This window comes from Hyalangium ruber (assembly GCF_034259325.1).
Lineage (GTDB): Bacteria > Myxococcota > Myxococcia > Myxococcales > Myxococcaceae > Hyalangium_A > Hyalangium_A rubrum.
Genome location: NZ_JAXIVS010000003.1, coordinates 413,895 through 431,310, shown reverse-complemented (window position 1 = coordinate 431,310; position 17,416 = coordinate 413,895). Strand labels below are relative to the sequence as shown.

Genomic DNA, 17,416 nt, shown 5'->3' with positions numbered 1-17,416 from the left:
CACGCCTTGTCCTACCCCGGACAGAACCGAGGTACACCCATGCCCCTGTCTCGCTGGAGCCTCGCGCTGACCGCCGCCCTCTGCCTGGCGGGCTGCAAGCGCGAAGAAGCCGCTACCCCCGCCCCCGCCGTGGCCGATTCCGGCCCGGCTCCCGCCGCCGCCAAGCCGGCGCTGAGCGGAGGGACGCATGCCGCCACGGGGGTAGGAAGCGACACGCCCGCTGCGGCGCTGCCCCCCGCGCCTCGGGCCGCTTCCTCCGCGGTCTCATTGCTGAAGGCGGTGGACCCCGAGAAGTGCGAGTGGGTGCGTCAGCCGCTGCCCTCGGGCGAGGCGGTGGTGGCCTTCAGCTTCGGCGCCGCGTGCGACCGGTCCATGGTGTCCTTCAGCCCGGATGGGAAGGAGGGGCTCGTGTTCTCCTGGCCCTCGGGGGAGGGGGAGGTGCCGCTGGCGTGGCGGGTGGACCTGGCCAAGCGGACGGGTGCGCCGCTGGAGATCCAGGGGCTGCCCGGTGGCAGTGGCGCGGGCGGGCAGGACAAGCCGTCCATCGAGCAGATCGGCTTCGACACGCAGGGCCGCGTGGTGGCGATCGTCACCGACATCTTCGTCGAGCGCACGCCTCAGAAGAAGAAGGGTGAGACCTTCATCACCTTCGAGGGGAAGAACTACCCCGTGTCCGAGGGGGCGGAGGGCCTTCCGGGGCTCGCGCACGCGTATCGGCTGGAGGAGGGCGGCTGGAAGCGCTTCGAGACGAAGGCCAGCGGCTTCGAGTCGGACCTCGCCGCGGGCTCGGCGGTGCTGGAAGCGACCAAGGCGCTGGTGCCCACCTTCAAGGCTTCCGTCCCCGTGGACCGGATGCCGGGTGCGGAGGCTTCGGAGAGCGCGGTGAAGATGCTGGACGCCGCGTTCCCGGGCCAGGACGAGGGCGGGCAGTGGATGACGCTGACCACGCCGGGCGGCAAGCTCCACTACCGGGGCGTGATTGGTGGGGAGTACCTCTATCCCTCCGCTCCGGTGCGCTGGGAGCAGGACGGGAAGCTGGAGGAGCTGGAGGGCCTGTCGGCCAAGCCGGATGACTTTCTCAGCTTCCAGTTGCAGGAGGATTGGCTCCTGGTGGCCAACTTCGCGGACCAGCGGATGACCCAGGCGTGGGACACGCGGACGAAGAAGCGCGTGTTGTCCCTGGAGGGCGCCAGCGCGCCCGCGTTCTGGCCGAAGACTCCGTAGGCCTCGTTCAGCGCAGTGGGAGCTCGTGGAAGACGATGCCATCGAGCCCCAGGCGCTGGACGGCGTCCTTGAAGCGCTCGTTGCCCACCAGCACGGTGGCGAAGTTGCCCAGGCGGAAGACGTCGGTGTGGGTGGGCAGCGAGGCGGCGTCGAGGATGAGGTCCTCGGGCAGCTTGAAGCCGTCGCGCCCGCAGCGGGAGCACGGAGGCGGTCGCGGCGGTAGGCAATCCGGATGGAGCAGGCCGAGAGGCACGAGCTGAAGTTCGACCAGCTCGGGCGGGTTGTTCTTCTGACGGAAGCGGAGCTCGGGCTTGCGGCCTTCCAGTCCCTGAACCCCCGCGTCCTGGAGGGACTCCATCGCCTCTCGCCGCACCACGAGGACCCAGGGATTCTGGAAGAAGAACGCGCCGAAGCTGCCCCAAGCTTTTCCTACCAAGGGGCCAAACCGCGTCCCGGGAGGAATGCGTGCTCCTGGGGGAACCAGGGACTTGATCAGCTCACGCAGTCTCTCGAACTCTTCTAGAGGTTCGGGCCTTGGCACAACGAATTCAGCACGGTTTGGGTGCTGGGAAAGGTCCACGCAGGGATAGGCAGTTGCGGCACTGGCCCAGGTGGCCCCGCAACCTGGACACCTCGCCCCCGGGAGGCCCCACTTGGAGGCAGCGCTGATGTCACCTGTGTAGCCCGCCTTTTCATCCTCACGCAGTCGGTAGAAGCGCATGCACTCTCCCTCCTGAGGGCTCAGCGGTAAGGAAGCATCTGGGCTCCCGCCAGATCGAACTTGACGATGAGATGGATGGCGTGACCCCAGATCTCTTCGGGTGCCGCGCTTTCACGGCCCTCGGTGAAGTGCCTCCAAGCCTCGTTCCACCTGCCTCCGCGAGGGCCTCCGCTGTGAATCCGGATGTGGACGTTGCGTGGAATCAGCAGCGTGTACTGGTGGATGTTGATGCCCTGCAGGCGAAACCACGCGGCAAGGTCCGGGGCCTGAGGAAAGATGTGGTGCTTGACCAGCAGCTCGGGCGGAGGAGGCTGGTGCTGACGGGGTAGGGTGGGGGCAGGGTGGTTGTGCCAGCGGATGAGGAAGACCGGCTCGGCGTCTTGGCGTGGATATCTGCCCGACCGGGCCCGGCGAGCGCCAGGGGTGAACGCACGGTTCCAGCGAGCAGGCTCCACCCTCGCGGACACCGCTTCTTCCTCGAACACCAGATCCCGGCAGCGGAAGAAGGCACAGGTGTCCTCGGCGCAGAGCAACTCCAGCGTCGAGGTGTCCTGACAGCCTTCCTCCCAGGAGACGAGCTCCGGCTCACGGGTTTCTGGCAGCGAGGCGTTCGTGGACGCGCACGCCGCCAGAAACACGCTCAGCCCGAGTGTTCGCAGCCGCGAGCTCACGCGCATTCCACTTGGGTCAGTCGAGGAAGAAGTCCGGCAGCGGCTTCACGCCGGGCTTCACCGCGTACTTGTCGAAGTCCGTCACGCCCGTTTCGCGCAGCAGCTCCTCGTCGATGAAGAAGTTGCCGGTGCAGGTGCGGCTCTCCCGCGTGAGGATGGCGTGGGCCGCGTCCGACATGATCTCCGGTGTGCGGCTGGCCTGCATCATCTCGTCGCCACCAATCATGTTGATGGCGGCCGTGGCGATGGTGGTACGCGGCCAGAGCGCGTTGAACGCCACTCCCTGCTCGCGGAACTCCTCGGCCATCCCGAGCACGCACATGCTCATGCCGTACTTCGCCATCGTGTAGGCCACGTGGTTCTGGAACCACTTCGGCTTCATGTTCAGCGGCGGCGAGAGCGTGAGCACATGCGGGTTTTTCGCCTCCAGCAGCGCCGGCAGGCACGCCTGCGTGGTGGCGTAGGTGCCCCGCACGTTGACCCCGAACATCAGGTCGAACTTCTTCATCGGCGTCTCCAGCGTGCCCGTCAGGCTGATGGCGCTGGCGTTGTTCACCAGGATGTCGATGCCGCCGAAGCGGTCCACCGCCTGCTTCACCCCATCGCGCAGCTGCTCATCGAAGCGGATGTCCACCATCAGCGGCAGCGCCTTGCCTCCTGCTCGTTCGACCTCCTCGGCGGCGGTGTAGATGGTGCCGGGCAGCTTCGGGTGCGGCTCGGAGGTCTTGGCGGCGATGACGACGTTGGCGCCGTCTCGCGCCGCGCGCAGGGCGATGGCCAGGCCGATACCTCGGCTCGCGCCGGTGATGAACAGGGTCTTCCCCTTCAGGGTGTTCACAGCGGGTCCTTTCTCCCGCTCGGGCGGGAACGTGGGCGCATGCTGGCCCAGGTCACCCCCAGGTATCCACAATCCGAAGGACCGGTTCCACGAACAACGGCGACAACAGCACCAGCAGCGTGAGCGTCCACGCCCGGGCCACCGGCGCCGGCCAGCGGGTCACCCCCAGGACACGCTCGAGCCACAGGAGCGGAAGCTGGAGCAGGAAGAACAGGGCCATCATCCCCGCCCAGAACGCGCCCACCGCCGGCCACATGAAGTAGAAGTGGATGAAGGCGCTCAGCAGGAAGGCCAGCACCATGCCCCACTCGGCATGCCCGAGGCGGGCCACGGGCGCGAAGACGTTCTGCTTCAGGAAGCGGTGCACCGCCCGGTTCCAGCGCCGGTTCCAGAACTCCCCAATGCTTTTCGAGAGGATGGGGTCATCGTGGAGCGGGCGTGGGTCGATGCCCAGTAGGCCGTAGACGAGGATGACCGCCGACACCGTTACCTCGACCGCCACGTACATGAACACCACGCCGCAGAGCCACCGGACCGCGAGCCGGGGCGCTCCCGAGAGCAGCTGGCTTCCGAAGTACACCCCTGCCCAGGCGGCACCTAAGAGCGGTGCTCCCACCGCCATCCGTGCCAGGGCGGACCTGTCCACCTTGGGGACCCTGCGGCGTGCGCGGCGGGTGTCCACCATGCCCACGGCATGCCAGAGGCGGTAGAGCGCGGGCACGCTCCCGCGCTCCCGCGCGAGCTCCACGACGCGAGCCGTGAACCAGAGGCAGCCCAGCGCGAGGAATGCAGTGAAGGTCGGGTACTCCGCCGGCACGAAGAACGCCAACGGCAGGGACGTGGCAACCACCAGCACCGCCGCGCAGCGCCGCCAGGGCGAACCGGTCGCCAGCAGCGCCGCGAGGAGCGCGGTCAGGTAGAGCAACCCCAGGAGGATGCCGGGGAGCAGCACGTGACGGTTCTATCACGGACGCTCCCGTCACACTCCACGCCGAAAGTCTGCTCAAGGCGCACTGCCTTGGGTAGGCATACCATGAGTGAAACCTCTATCTTTCGTGTAAAGTATAGAATATATGGATAAGCCCGAAGCTTGAGCGAGCCCAGCGCCATCAAGAGGGTGCAAAGAGATGAGCCGATTTTTCGAAGGCAGGCTTCTGGCCTGTCTGAGCGCTTGGTGTTTTGCCCTGGCGCAGGCCTGTGGACCTGCGGTGGTGGACGACGAGCGGGACGCTCCCAACCCTCAAAGCATCGAACAAGAGGTGTATGGCGGGGATCTGGGCCAGAACCTCGGCTCTCCAGTGCCGCAGGGGACGGGAAGCACTTGCGGTGTGAGCAGTGATTACCAGCCAAGCTGCGCCTATGGCCCCTCCGCGCCCGACGTCGTCTATATCTGGAAGGCGCCGTGGGCGGGCACGTTCACCCTCTCCACCCTGGGCTCTTCCTTCGACACGGTCCTCGAGGTTCGCCCCTACAACAACACCGCACAGTCGCTGGGCTGCAGTGACGACATCGGTCCCGGGGTGCAGCAGTCCCAGGTGGAGGTGAGCCTCACCGCCGGCCAGGTGGTGCAGATCATCATCGACAGCTACGGCACCCAGTGCGGCAACTACAAGCTGAACATCACCAGCGCGACCTGTGGCAACGGCTGCAACACTCCGCCCAGCAGTTGCTACCAGAGCACGGGCACGTGCACCGCCACGGGGTGCCAGTACACGCCGAAGCCCTCGGGGGCCTCCTGCAGTGATGGCAATGCCTGCACCACCAGCGATCGGTGCAACGGCTCGGGCCGGTGCATCGCGCTCGGAGCGGTGAGCTGCAACAGTCCGCCCAACGGCTGCTACACCACCCCGGGCCTGTGCTCGCCGAGTGGGGGGTGCCAGTACGCCTACCGGTGCTCGGCGGGCCAGTCTTGCTACAACGGAAGGTGCTGCTCTGGTTCCGGGGGCGAGCTTCCCTCGGCCACAGCAGAGATGAGCCAGGACGAGGGCGAGAACCTCTACGCCTGCCCGGTGCTCCCGCAGCCGGTGCATTAGCAAGACTCCACCCACTCCAGCTCTTTCAAGAACCTCGCAGGGCACTTACGCCCTGCGCATCGGGAGGCGTGTATGCACAAGCAGGCAGTCCAATCGTTCCTCAGGAATCTTCCGGCGCTCTTGGTCGCGCTGTGTCTCGGGCTCGGCTCGAGCGCGGCGGCGCAGACCGAGTACCAGCGGTTCGCGGGCCAGCTGGCCAGCAAGAGCGGCACCGCGCTGACGGGCACCATCACCATCAATGGCGTACGCAAGGCGACCGCCACGGATGGCTCGTTCGAGATCTACGTCCCCACCGCCACGCGCTATGTCATCGACGCGACGCGGAACGGGTATGTGCCGACTTCGCTCATCCACACCGGTGATCCGCTGGAGTCCCTGGACGTCCGGCTGACCCCAGCCGAGGTCTACAGCATCAACCCCACCCAGAACATCGACGTCACGGACAGCCGCGGGACGCGCATCACCATTCCCGCCGGCTCGCTCGTGGATGCCCAGGGCCGCCCCGCCCCCGCGGCGCTTCAGCTCCAGGTCTACACCTATGACCTGCGCAACGAGGAGATGGTGGGTGACATGAGCGGCCTGGACGTCAACGGCAGCCCGGTGATGCTGCAGAGCATCGGCGCCGTCTCGGCCGAGTTCCGCGACGCCAACGGCATCCTCTACAACCTGGCCAGCGGCCGCACCGCGCGGCTCAGCCTGCGCGCCGACCCCGCCAACACGTTTAGCGGCACGGTGCCCCTCTGGTGGTACGACCAGGCCCAGGGCATGTGGATCGAGGAGGGCTCGGGCACCGTGACCAATGGCGTCGCCACCGGTGACGTGAAGCACTTCACGGTGTGGAACTTCGACACCAAGTCCCCGACCCCGGCCTGCATCAAGTTGACCATCGACCCGGCCTACCTCTACAGCAGCGCCATCAGCGGAGTGCTGACCATCCGCATGAAGGTTCCCGCGCCCTGGTTCCGCGACGTCACCCGCACCGTCAACACGCCGGGCCCGCACGCGCTCTACAACCTGCCGCCCAACGTCAACGTGGAGTTCATCGTCAATGGCGCGCCGTACGCCATCGTGAACACGGGCGCGGCGTTCGGTGGCACCGGCATCCCGGCGTACCCCTACAACGTGTGCAAAGGCCTGCTGCTCAACGTCAACGGCACGCCGCAGACGGGCACCATCCAGGGCAAGGTGCTGCGCCAGCACCGCACCAACCACGGGGGCGTGGCGGTGACGGTGCGCAGCGGCAGCACCGTGCTGGGCTCGACGGTGACGGACGCCGCGGGCAACTTCTCGCTGCAGGCGGCTGCGGGCACCCGGTCCGCCACCGCGTCTCGGCCGGGCTACCTCGCCGCCCAGCGCGCCAGCCTCTCGCTGGCGGCGGGTGGAACGGTGACGCTGCCCACCGTGACGTTGCTCGCGGGTGACATGGATGGGGACAACGACATCGACTGGACGGATGTCTCCGCCATCGGCCCCTACGTGACGAACCCGCCCGCCGGCGTCTCCCCGAGTGACGCTCGCGACGTCAACGGCAACCTGTTCATCGACTGGGACGACGTCTCCAAGGCCGCCGCCAACGGTGGCCGCGTGGGCGCCAGCCCCTGGTAGCCGCTGCTGCGTAGGGTGAGCGCGTGGTCGGGGAGACCCTCCGGCCACGCGCGGACTCTCAGCAGGGAACCCACCGCTCGGCTGCCTACTTGCGAGTCGAGCTGAGGTACTGCTCCATCAGCACCCGCGCCTCGCTCAGCTTGGCCTCGACGAAACGATCCTCCTCGTCCGGCTCCGGCGGCGGGGGCGGCTGCTCGCCGCGCGCCTTCGCGTCCTCACCGAAGTCCACCGCCGCGGCCAGCAGGTTGCGCGCCGGGTTGTTGCCCAGCAGCCGGGCGAGCACCGTCGTCTCCACGTCCAGCCACTTCGCCGTCTGCCGCAGCACGTCGATGAACTCACCCTCCAGCGCCTTCGAGGGCTTACCCGGACCCGCGACACACACCCGCGCGTAGCTGTTGCCCCGGTCCGCGTACAGGCTCAACGCCCGATCCCGGAAGTCCTGCGAGAGCGCCTGGGTCACCTTGTCCAGGTGCTCCTCCAACTGCCCCTCCTTGCCCTTGCGGTCCGGCGCCAGCGGCACCTCCGCCACGTGCCAGCCCGCATCCGTCAGGCCGTTGGGCGCTTGCGCCCATTTCACTTCGGGAGTCGGAAGGCCCAGCTCCTCACAGACACGACGAAGGCTCTGGCGCAGGGCGGTGAGATTTCCTTCGACATCGGACAGGAACAGGACGAGGCGCGGGTGGGACAAGAAGGTCTCCTTCATGGTGAGCACCTTCTAAGCACGCGCGCCGCCTCAGAATTTCCCCGGCGGCGCGAACTCGCCTGCTCTCCAGGCAGCCTTGGCCCCCTGCTACAGGGGGATGTTGCCGTGCTTGCGCGGCAGGTTTTCCTGGCGCTTGTCCTTGAGCATCTCCAGCGCGCGGATGACGCGCGAGCGCGTCTCCTCGGGGCGGATCACCTCGTCGATGTAGCCCAGCTCCGCCGCCTTGAAGGGGGTGGCGAACTTGTCCCGGTACTCGTTCACCAGCCGCGAGCGCTCCTCATTGGCGTCCTTCGCCTTCGTCAGCTCGTTGCGGAAGATGATGTTCACCGCGCCCTCCGGCCCCATCACGGCGATCTCCGCCGTGGGGTAGGCGTAGTTGATGTCCGCCCGGATGTGCTTGGACGCCATCACGTCATACGCCCCGCCGTAGGCCTTGCGCGTAATCACCGTCACCTTGGGCACCGTGGCCTCGGCGAACGCGTACAGCAGCTTGGCCCCGTGGGTGATGATGCCGCCCCACTCCTGGTCCGTGCCCGGCAGGAAGCCCGGCACGTCCACGAAGGTGACCAGCGGGATGTTGAAGCAGTCGCAGAAGCGCACGAATCGCGCCGCCTTCACGCTCGCGTCGATGTCCAGGCAGCCGGCCAGCACCGCCGGCTGGTTGGCGACGATGCCCACCGGGCGCCCGTTCATCCGCGCGAAGCCGATGACGATGTTCTTGGCGAAGTGCTCCTGCACCTCGAAGAAGTGCTTGTGGTCCACCACCGCCCGGATGATTTCCTTGATGTCGTAGGGCTTGTTCGGGTTGCTGGGGACAATGCTCTTCAGGCTGTCCTCGACCCGGAACGCGTCGTCGTCACACGGCTGGACGGGCGGATCCTCCTGGTTGTTGGAGGGCAGGAACGAGAGCAGCTCGCGCGTCATGAGGATGGCCGACTGCTCGTTGTCCGCCGCGAAGTGCGCCACGCCCGACTTCTGGTTGTGCGTCAGCGCGCCGCCCAGCGACTCCTTCGACACCTCCTCGTGCGTCACCGTCTTGATGACGTCCGGGCCGGTGATGAACATGTACGAGGTGTCCTTCGCCATCAGGATGAAGTCCGTAATGGCCGGCGAGTACACCGCGCCGCCCGCGCACGGACCCAGGATGAGCGAAATCTGCGGCACCACGCCCGAGGCCAGGGTGTTGCGCAGGAAGATGTCCGCGTAGCCGGCGAGGCTCTCCACGCCCTCCTGGATGCGCGCGCCGCCCGAGTCGTTCAAGCCGATGACCGGGGCGCCCACCCGCGTGGCCAGGTCCATGATCTTGCAGATCTTCTGCGCGTACGCGCCCGACAGCGAGCCGCCGAACACGGTGAAGTCCTGGGCGAAGACGAACACCTGCCGGCCCTCCACCGTGCCGTAGCCGGTGACGACGCCGTCGCCGAGGATCTTCTTGTCCGCCATCCCGAAGTCGCTCGAGCGGTGGGTGACGAACTTGTCCAGCTCGCAGAACGAGCCAGGGTCGAGCAGCAAGTCGATGCGCTCGCGAGCGGTGAGCTTGCCGGACTCGTGCTGCTTGGCGATGCGGTCCGCGCCTCCGCCCAGCTCCGCCTGCTTCTCCATCTCATCCAGGCGTGCGCGAAGGGGGTCCTTTTCGGGGGTTCCGTCCATGGGCATGAGGCGCCCTCTAGCACGATTGGGCACCCCCGGCAGCAATGGCGAGACCCAGGCTTTCCCCGGAAATCCTCTCCAGGCAGCCGGGCAGGCACTCTCCGGCCGCGTGCTTCCGCCCCGGGCAAGCCCCAGCTTTTACAGGCTCGGGGTGGGTTTGGCTCTGGAGGTGGTGATGCACGGCGGCAAGCGATGGGCGTTCCAGGTGGCCTCCTTCCGAGGCATCCCCATCCGCATCCACGTCTCGCTCCTGCTGGTGCTGCCCCTGCTCGCCGTGGTGTTCGGGGGTGTGTTCCGGCAGTCGGCGCAGGCGGCCGGCATCCAACCGGAGCTGATGGGGGGCCCGGTTTTTCTCTGGGGGCTGGGGGTGGCGGTGGGGCTGTTCGCCTCGGTGCTGGTACACGAGCTGGCGCACGTCCTCTATGCGCTGCGCACGGGCGGAGAGGTGCGCTCCGTCACGCTGATGATCGTCGGCGGCGTGTCGGAGATCTCCGAGATGCCCCGGCGCCACCGGGACGAGGTGCTCATGGCGCTCGCCGGTCCGGTGACGAGCATCGGCCTGTCCGCGCTGCTCTTCGTGGCCCTGGTGCTGCTGCCGCAGACGCGCTCCTTCGCCCCGCCGTTCTTCCTCTTCTACCTGGCGAGCCTCAACCTCATCCTCGGCCTGTTCAACCTGGTGCCGGCCTTCCCCATGGACGGGGGGCGCATCCTCCGGGGACTGCTCGCCGAGAGGATGGGGCTGGTGCGCGCCACGCGCGTATCGGCCTTCATCGGCAAGGTGTTCGCGGTGCTCTTCCTCGCCGTGGGGCTGTTCTCGTTCAACATCATGCTGGCCGCCATCGGCGTCTTCATCTTCATGGGCGCCGACAGTGAGTCGCGCCAGGTGCTGCTCCGCAGCGTGCTCGAGAAGCTCCAGGTGGAGCAGCTGATGACCCCTCGCTTCCACGGGCTGGAGGCCGACACGCCCCTGGAGGAGGCCCTGGTGCAGCTGCGGCACGAGCGGCGGCTGGCGCTGCCCCTCACCCAGGAGGACCGTCCCATCGGGTGGGTGGTGCTCGGAGACGTGCTGGCCGTGCCCGAGGCGCAGCGCTCGGGCCGCACCGTGCGCGAGTTCCTCAAGCCCGCCGTCACCGTGGCGCCCGGAGAGGACGCGTGGTCGGCGGTGCGAAGGATGGTGGAAGCACAACCGCCCCTGCTCCTGGTGCTGGAGCAAGGGCGGCTGGTGGGGACATTGGACGGCAATGACATCAACGCGGGGCTGGCGGTGCAGCTGGCCCGCGCGCAGCGAGGCGGGGAGCGCTCGCCGCGCTGGCGTCAGGAGCGTCCGGCCTGACGCCAGGGCAGGGGAGGGCGGACTACTTCGCGGCCACGCCCACGGCGGCCCAGCTGTCCTTCACCTTCTGCACCTCGGTCGAGGTGGCGCCGAACAGGTCCGTGGCCGCCTTGATGGTGGCCTCGCGCGCCTGGGCGAAGGTGGTGCTCGGCGTCATGTAGTGGGCCAGGGCGCGGTAGTAGATCTTCAGGCCCTTGTCCATGCCGATGCCGCCGTCCACCGTCTGCTTCGAGGTCTTGTTCGTGCCGCCGTTGGCCAGCAGGTAGAAGGCGTTGTTGGCGATGCCGCTGGAGCCATGCACTTCGGTCTGCTTCGGGTAGTTCTTGTAGTTGTCGACCGAGTAGCCGTCCGCCGTCGGGTCGTCCATGTAGCGCAGGGCGTCGTTCGGGTCGCCGTTCGTCGGCGTCCAGGCGTCCTCGCCCACCGCCCAGTCGAACTTCACCGCCGCGTTCTGCTGGCTGGCGTACCACTCCACGCCCGTGCCCATGATGTCGCTCATGGCCTCGTTCAGGCCGCCCGACTCGCCGCGGTAGATGAGGCCCGCGGTGCGCTCGGTCAGGCCGTGCGTAATCTCGTGGCCGGCGATGTCCAGCGTGGTCAGCGGGCCGGCGTCCTTGCCGTTGCCGTCGCCGTAGTTCATCTGCTCGCCGTCCCAGTACGCGTTCACGAAGTTGGTGCCGATGTGGACGTTGGAGACGAGCTTCTCGCCCTTGCCGTCCAGCGAGTCACGGCCCAGCACGTTCTTGTACATGTCGTACGTCATCTGCGCGCCGTAGTGCGCATCCACCGCCGCCTTGGTGCGGGGGTTGTCGCCCGCCTCGCCCCAGGCGTTGTTGGTGTCGTTGAAGGCCACGGGGTTGCGCGCCTCGTCCTTGTTCTGCGCGTCCAGCGTCACCACGCCCTTGCCGCGGGTGCTGTCGTCCAGGCTGTAGCTGCCGTCCGCGTTCTGCTTCGTGGAGAGGTCCACCGTGCCGCTGTAGAGCGAGACGTCGTCGCCCTTGCCCGTGGGCGGGGTGGGCGGGTTCTGCTGCTCCGCCTTGGCGGTGGCCGTCAGGCTCCAGCTCTTCAGCGTGCCCGTGTCGCTCTTGGCCTTGTCCTCCACGGTGAGCGTCCACTCGCCCTTGGTCTTCTCACCCTTGAAGGCGCTCAGGTCGAAGGAGCCCTTGAGGTCATCGGCGCCGCCACCGGCGCGGTCGCTGATCACCGCCGTCTTGCCCGAGGGGCTGGTCAGGCTGACCTTCAGGTCGCCCCGGTACGAGTGGGCCAGGTCCAGGTCCAGCTTCAGCGAGTCGATGGTCACATCCTCGCCGAGGGAGATCTTCGAGGTGGTGGTGCCCAGGTCGGTGATGGCGGCGTTGGGAGTGGCCGAGCCCGTCACCGTCTTGGGCTCGCTGCGCGGCTTGCGGTCCAGCTCGATGCCGCCCATCTGGTTGTAGCTCTCGAACATCTTCCCGGTGTTGGCGTCGATGAGGTAGTTCATCCGGCGCGGGCGGTCCTCCTTGCTGGAGGTGTTGGTGAGCTCGGCGCGGTAGGCCGAGTGGTACTGGCCCTGCGCATCCTTATAGACGACGCGCTCCACGGTGGGCTTGCGGTCCGTCTGGCCCGCGAACTCCTTCTGGGCGATGGCCAGCGCGTCCTGGGAGGAGAGCTTCGGCTCCTGCTTGCCCAGGCCCGCGGGGATGGTGGTGGTGTCGCCGGTGAGGCTGTCGAACTTGCCGTCGGCGCCCATGTGGCCGATGACCTGCTCGCCGAACACCTTCACGCCCTCGTGCATGCGGTCCATGCGCACGTGCGTCATGCCCAGCTCATCGCGCTCCACGCTCTTGGGGCTGAAGGCCTTGGAGGCGTCGAACGCCGGGGCGGGCGAGCCGCCGCGCAGCGACTCGGCGGTGTTCATCTGCTGGTTGATGTGGGACAGCGTGGCCTGGATGGCGGCCTGGCCCTCGACGCTGGTGGGGGCCACGGGGCCGGGCGTACGGCCCGTCACGCCCGTCAGGTTCGTGGTGGGGCGCGAGGCGGCGGGGGTGAAGCCGGACTGCTCCGAGGCGCGGGTGCTGCGCTCGGCGGTGTTGGCCTTCACGGTGTTGGCGGGCTTCGTCTCCGTGCTGCGAGCGGTGGGGACGACGGGGGTCTGATCAAGGCGGCGGATGGTCACGGGGGCCTCAGAGATTTGGAAAGAAATGCGAGAGAGAACACCCTGATTATCGGCGTGGAGTGAAAGGTGTTGCGTCGTGCGATTAAATAGGTGGATGTGGGTGTGAGTCGCCAGTGACCCTACTGCGGAGCATAGGGTTTTTGCGGTGGAGCACGATTTTTACGGAACGGTAGCACCCGTTGCGGAGCCAACAAAAGGGCCCGGGCGCAAAAGGGCTGCTTCCATTCGAATGGAAGCGGCACTTTGTCGGGGCTGCTTCCATTCAACTGGAAGCGGGTGCGCTCAGGGCGAGCTCTTCCCGGCGGCGGGCGGCAGGGCCCAGTTCAGCGAGAAGCGGTGGGCGCCGCCCGAGGCGCTGTCGAGCCACCCGGTGATGCGCTCACTGTTGGAGAGCAGCGGGCCGACCTCCGCGCTGGCGGCGAAGAGGGCCGCGAGCTGCTGGTTGGACATGACGTCCATCAGCGACACCTGCGAGAGCCCGCGGGCCACCTTCTTCGGGTCCACGGAGAAGTCCACGGCGTGGGGCAGCTTGGCGCCCTTCTCCGGCAGCGTCTCCAGGAGGCTCCGCACCACCGCGTCGTCATTGCCCAGCACCAGGTGCGGGCCTTTCTGCCGCACGAGGACGCTGCCGCCCTTGAGCGCCAGCGTGTAGCCGTCCTCCAGTGCCGTCGCGCCCGGGAACTGGGCGAGCGGGGCGAGCGCCGCCTTCACCTTCGCGGCGTCCTTCACCTCCGCGACGATGGCCTGGCGTGGGGCGAAGAAGCGGCCCTCGGGGGTGCGCAGCGAGGACTTCACTTGGATGCTGTCCACCAGCACCGCGATGTGCCCGGTGAGCTGTTCCGTCACAGTCTTCGCCATCGCCTCGATCTGCTCGGGCGGACAGGTGGCGCACATCTGCTGGACGCTCCAGCGCACGGAGCCCACCGCTTGGGAGAGCCCCGTGGAGGCCACCTGCGCGCGGGAGACGAGCAGGCCTGAGGGGGCCATCGTCCCGTAGGGGCTGCTGCCCGAGGACTGGAAGGGGGGCAGGGGGAGCTTGGTGGCGGTGCCCTCCGCCTGGAGCCCATCGGCGGTGCCGTCGATGCCCACCACCATGGCGCCTTGGAGGACGAAGGCCACTCCGGACAGCTTGCCCAGCCGAGCGTCCGGCGCGGGGGCCTTGCCCATCAGCTTCACGGCCTCCTTGAGCATGTCATCGTCTTCCTGGAGCGTGGCGAAGGAGCACACGTCCTGGCCCTTGAGGGCGTAGCCGGCGCGGCCGCCCGAGCTGCGCGGGGCGCTCGCCGTCGTCACGCCCTTGCTGGTGCCCGTCTTCACCTCGCCGCCGGCCGCCAGCGCCGTGGCCGCCTTGGCCTGGAAGGCCTTCGGGTCCGCCAGCCGCGCGCAGGACACCTTTCCCGTGCGCAGGAAGGAGACGGTGGCGGAGCCCGTGGGGTCGATGCCCACGGCGGTGAGCGTCTCCGCGCGCATTGGGTCGAGTGAGAGGAAGGGGTGAAACTCGGCGGCCCAGGTGGTGGGCCGCGCCATGGCCGCGTAGGTGCCCGCGCGGGACATGAAGGCCTGGAGCCCGGAGAGCTTGTCCAGCTGAGGGATGTGGACGACGGTCGTCGCCGAGGGAGCGGAGCGAGGAGCAGGGGCGGCGGCGAGCGAGGCGGCCAGGACGAGCGAGAGCATACCCAGGAGAGAGCAGCCGGGCTCCCACTCTGTCAAGCAATGCCGGTGCGTCCCGCCTCCTTGCTCCGTGGCCTGGATTGCAGGCGCGAAGGGAGGCAACACCATGAAGCGCATGTCACTGTTCGAGTTCGAGGACTTCCGCTGGTTTCCGGGCGGCCTCCGACCGGGTGAGTCGGAAGGAGCATCCCCCGCAGGGTGCGCTTGTTTGGGCGGAGGACACCACCCCTTGAATCCTCCTCACTCATGGGGCGGGTCTCTAGCCTGAGCCGTTGCTCATAAGACGGGGTGAGCCATGAGGGCGTGGCAGACTTTGTGGAAGACCGAAGCGTTGATTCTTGCCTTGCTGGTCGGGTGCAGCGCGACTTCGCCAATTGTCCGAGTGGATAGCGCGGCCGGGGGACAAACCCTTGTCCACATCCCCCGAACCACTACGGCAGAGCCAGTGCAGGTGACGCCGGAGGAAGTCACCCAAGCCATCCGAAGAATGGCGCGGGAAGTGCGGCTGAGCAGCACCCCTCGTGAGACAGTGGAGAAGCTGTTTCAACTCGACGCGCTGTACGGCGATTACCTCTATCTGCGCCGAGAGCGAAAGCTCGTCCCGTTGGAGTCGGGGGCTCCCCTGGAAGGTGCGTTGACGGAAGAGGAGCAGCAACTCGTCAGCCGTTACAAGGTCTGGTGTCGGAGCGCTCATGGTTTCGAGGGCGATTGTCTGGGGGGCGCGCTCGTTCGCGGGAAGTACATGGACATGCACGGTCGCTACATGCTCGCCATGGCGCTGAGCAAGAGTCCGGTGCTGGAGGAGTTCGAGAGGGCGCTGGGCGAGTTGGTGAGTATGCGGGCCGTGATGCAGGCAGCAATGACGACTGTCGTCACGCTGCTGGTGCTGCTCGCGATGCCCGAGCCTGTCAGCAAGTTCATCGCCGCATGGGCGACCGTGGGGCTGATTCTCTGGGTGGGCGCCCAGACGCTCTACAACCTGATCACTGGTTGGTTCCAGTTGATGGAAGAGGTGAAGGTTGCCACCACCTTCGAGCAGATCCGCGAGGCGGGCGAGAAGTTCGGCAAGCTGTTCTCGCGTGAGGCGGCGCAAGCGTTCGCCATGATTGCGATGGCGCTGCTGACGCACACGGCGAAGGGCTTCGCAGCGCAGGTGGGGACGCTGCCGGGGTCGGCGCAGGTGTCGATGCAGGCCGCAGGCCGCGAAGGCATCCTGTTGTCAGAGGTGAGCGCGGCGGAGTCGGTGACGGTGACTGCCGAGGGCTTCAGCGTGGCGCTGGCACCGGGCGCGGTGGCGATGGCTGTGCGCGGCGCGCGCACTGACCGCACGGAGAAGCACCACATTGCAACCATCGCGAACAAGAAATCCTCCTTGCGTGGTGGGCCGTGGACCCCTCTGTTCGAGGAGCTTTTCGCTAGGGCGGGAATGAGGCTGAAGGACCGCGAGAACATCGTGCCGCTCCAGGGACACAAGGGGCCGCACCCGCAGCGATACCATCAGATCATCTTGGAGACTTTGCAGAGGGCGCTGGGAGGCTGTCGCACCATCGCGGAATGCCGGGCGCGGTTGCTGCCCACGCTGGATGATCTCGCCAAGCAGATCTCCACGCCCGGAACGGAGTTGAACCAACTCGTCACCCTGGGGAAATGACGCTAGAACTTCCCTATGTCCGCGCGCTTCTTCCAGCTAGCCGACGATCTCTATGTTCCCCAGCGCTGGTACTTGGCTACGCCCATCAACGGACATGGCCGCAAAATGCATGACTGGGACTTCATCAGGGGGACGCCCGTCCACGTCGAAGGACGGTTGAAGATCCCCATCAAGATTGCAGGCAGGCCGCTGGACTTTTCCTGGGCGCTAGTGAGCATCCCCGTCGTCCACATCAAGGTTGCTGCCATGTTGGCGGATCGCGCCTCCGGCGACGTCCAGCTCATCCCCGCGGATATCGAGGGCCAACCGGATCAGTACCTCGTGCTCGTGGCAACGCGCCTCATTCGCTGCATCGATGAGGAAGCCTCCAAGGTGCGATTCTGGACTCCAGAACACGGAGTCCCCGACAAGGTCGGGCAATACATGGGCGTGGACCGCCTGCGCATCGACAAGCGAAAAGTAGGGAACGCTGAGGTGTTTCGCCCCGAAGGGTGGGAGGTTGCCTTGCTCGTTTCCGAGGAGATCAAGAACGCCATAGAGGACATGGGCGTTACGGGCGCGCGATTCGAGGAGGTCTAGCGCCCCACCGGTTTGCCGAGCAGCCTGGGAAGCGTGTCCACGAGCCCATCCCGGGAGACCGTGCGGGCTGCTTCCTGGCGACGCGTTCATCGCCAGATAAAGCCTTCGAGACCTCATTTGCCTGCGAGAATTGCGAAGAGTAGAGACTCTCGCCACACCGCGTGCGCGCCATTCGAGTCCAGGTGGTCGCGCTCTCTCCATGAGGTTGAATGATGAAGGGTTTCCTGGTTGCCGTAGGCGCTTGTGCTGTCGTCCTGTTTGGCTGTGGGACGGAGATGCCGGAAGAGCAAGACCCCGCGAGTGCCGCGGTTGAGAAGGGCAATGGCGGGCTGGGGTCCGATTCGTCCGACTTGAGGGCCTCAGACGGTTATTGCTGCTCCGGGTATTGCAAGGACCACCGCGGGATCAAGTGGAGCAGCTGGTTCAGCCGCCCCAACGTCACGGTGAATTGTGGCGACCGGATCAACGAGCAGTGTATCGCCTTCGGTTCTCCCTCCGGATACTACGAGGCCCAGTGGACGGCCTCCTGCTACTCGGCACAGTACCCCTGAGCCGAGCCCGTAGGTCCTGGCCTGGGTGAGG

At 67.1% G+C, this 17,416-nt stretch carries 14 protein-coding genes; 6 read left to right on the top strand and 8 right to left on the bottom strand.

Annotated elements, in window-relative coordinates; translation table 11 throughout:
• The first annotated feature begins 39 nt into the window (after positions 1-39).
• Entirely contained in the window at positions 40-1,224 is a 1,185-nt protein-coding gene (locus SYV04_RS10695) for a hypothetical protein (RefSeq protein ID WP_321545582.1), read from the top strand.
• Between the two features lie 7 nt (positions 1,225-1,231).
• On the opposite strand, the gene sitI6 is transcribed toward SYV04_RS10695, so the two are convergent.
• The 4 genes from sitI6 to SYV04_RS10675 are packed head-to-tail and all read right to left on the bottom strand — an operon-like array spanning position 1,232 to position 4,406.
• Entirely contained in the window at positions 1,232-1,945 is a 714-nt protein-coding gene (gene sitI6, locus SYV04_RS10690; RefSeq protein ID WP_321545581.1) for a SitI6 family double-CXXCG motif immunity protein, read from the bottom strand.
• Positions 1,946-1,965: 20 nt separating this feature from the next.
• The gene (gene sitA6 / locus SYV04_RS10685; protein WP_479691436.1) at positions 1,966-2,622 is read right to left on the bottom strand and encodes a SitA6 family polymorphic toxin lipoprotein; all 657 of its coding nucleotides are present in this window, start codon (positions 2,620-2,622) and stop codon (positions 1,966-1,968) included.
• Between the two features lie 10 nt (positions 2,623-2,632).
• A complete protein-coding gene (locus tag SYV04_RS10680; protein ID WP_321545579.1) occupies positions 2,633-3,454 on the bottom strand; it encodes an SDR family oxidoreductase in 822 nt (273 codons plus the stop codon).
• Positions 3,455-3,506: 52 nt separating this feature from the next.
• Positions 3,507-4,406 carry an MBOAT family protein gene (locus SYV04_RS10675; protein WP_321545578.1) on the bottom strand — a complete coding sequence of 300 codons (900 nt, stop codon included), beginning with the start codon at positions 4,404-4,406 and terminating at the stop codon, positions 3,507-3,509.
• A gap of 175 nt (positions 4,407-4,581) precedes the next feature.
• Here SYV04_RS10675 and SYV04_RS10670 point away from each other — a divergent pair, with 175 nt between their 5' ends.
• Entirely contained in the window at positions 4,582-5,487 is a 906-nt protein-coding gene (locus SYV04_RS10670) for a hypothetical protein (RefSeq protein ID WP_321545577.1), read from the top strand.
• Positions 5,488-5,559: 72 nt separating this feature from the next.
• Entirely contained in the window at positions 5,560-7,092 is a 1,533-nt protein-coding gene (locus tag SYV04_RS10665) for a carboxypeptidase-like regulatory domain-containing protein (RefSeq protein ID WP_321545576.1), read from the top strand.
• Between the two features lie 85 nt (positions 7,093-7,177).
• On the opposite strand, the gene SYV04_RS10660 is transcribed toward SYV04_RS10665, so the two are convergent.
• Together SYV04_RS10660 and SYV04_RS10655 are read right to left on the bottom strand one after the other, a co-directional pair.
• Complete coding sequence (locus tag SYV04_RS10660) at positions 7,178-7,780, bottom strand: hypothetical protein (RefSeq protein WP_321545889.1); 603 nt, start codon at positions 7,778-7,780, stop codon at positions 7,178-7,180.
• 102 nt (positions 7,781-7,882) lie between these two features.
• Entirely contained in the window at positions 7,883-9,445 is a 1,563-nt protein-coding gene (locus tag SYV04_RS10655; protein WP_321545888.1) for an acyl-CoA carboxylase subunit beta, read from the bottom strand.
• Between the two features lie 151 nt (positions 9,446-9,596).
• Here SYV04_RS10655 and SYV04_RS10650 point away from each other — a divergent pair, with 151 nt between their 5' ends.
• Positions 9,597-10,778: a site-2 protease family protein gene (locus SYV04_RS10650; protein ID WP_321545575.1), complete on the top strand. Its 1,182-nt coding sequence runs from the start codon at positions 9,597-9,599 to the stop codon at positions 10,776-10,778.
• A 22-nt stretch (positions 10,779-10,800) separates the two neighbouring features.
• Here SYV04_RS10650 and SYV04_RS10645 read toward each other — a convergent pair whose 3' ends face one another.
• Positions 10,801-12,933 carry a M4 family metallopeptidase gene (locus SYV04_RS10645; RefSeq protein ID WP_321545574.1) on the bottom strand — a complete coding sequence of 711 codons (2,133 nt, stop codon included), beginning with the start codon at positions 12,931-12,933 and terminating at the stop codon, positions 10,801-10,803.
• Positions 12,934-13,215: 282 nt separating this feature from the next.
• Positions 13,216-14,607 (bottom strand): hypothetical protein, encoded by a 1,392-nt coding sequence (locus SYV04_RS10640; protein ID WP_321545573.1) that lies wholly within the window; start codon positions 14,605-14,607, stop codon positions 13,216-13,218.
• Positions 14,608-14,899: 292 nt separating this feature from the next.
• On the opposite strand from SYV04_RS10640, the gene SYV04_RS10635 reads away from it, so the two are divergent.
• Entirely contained in the window at positions 14,900-16,255 is a 1,356-nt protein-coding gene (locus SYV04_RS10635; RefSeq protein ID WP_479691435.1) for an AHH domain-containing protein, read from the top strand.
• A 15-nt stretch (positions 16,256-16,270) separates the two neighbouring features.
• Entirely contained in the window at positions 16,271-16,834 is a 564-nt protein-coding gene (locus SYV04_RS10630) for an imm11 family protein (RefSeq protein ID WP_321545571.1), read from the top strand.
• The last annotated feature ends 582 nt before the right edge of the window (positions 16,835-17,416 follow it).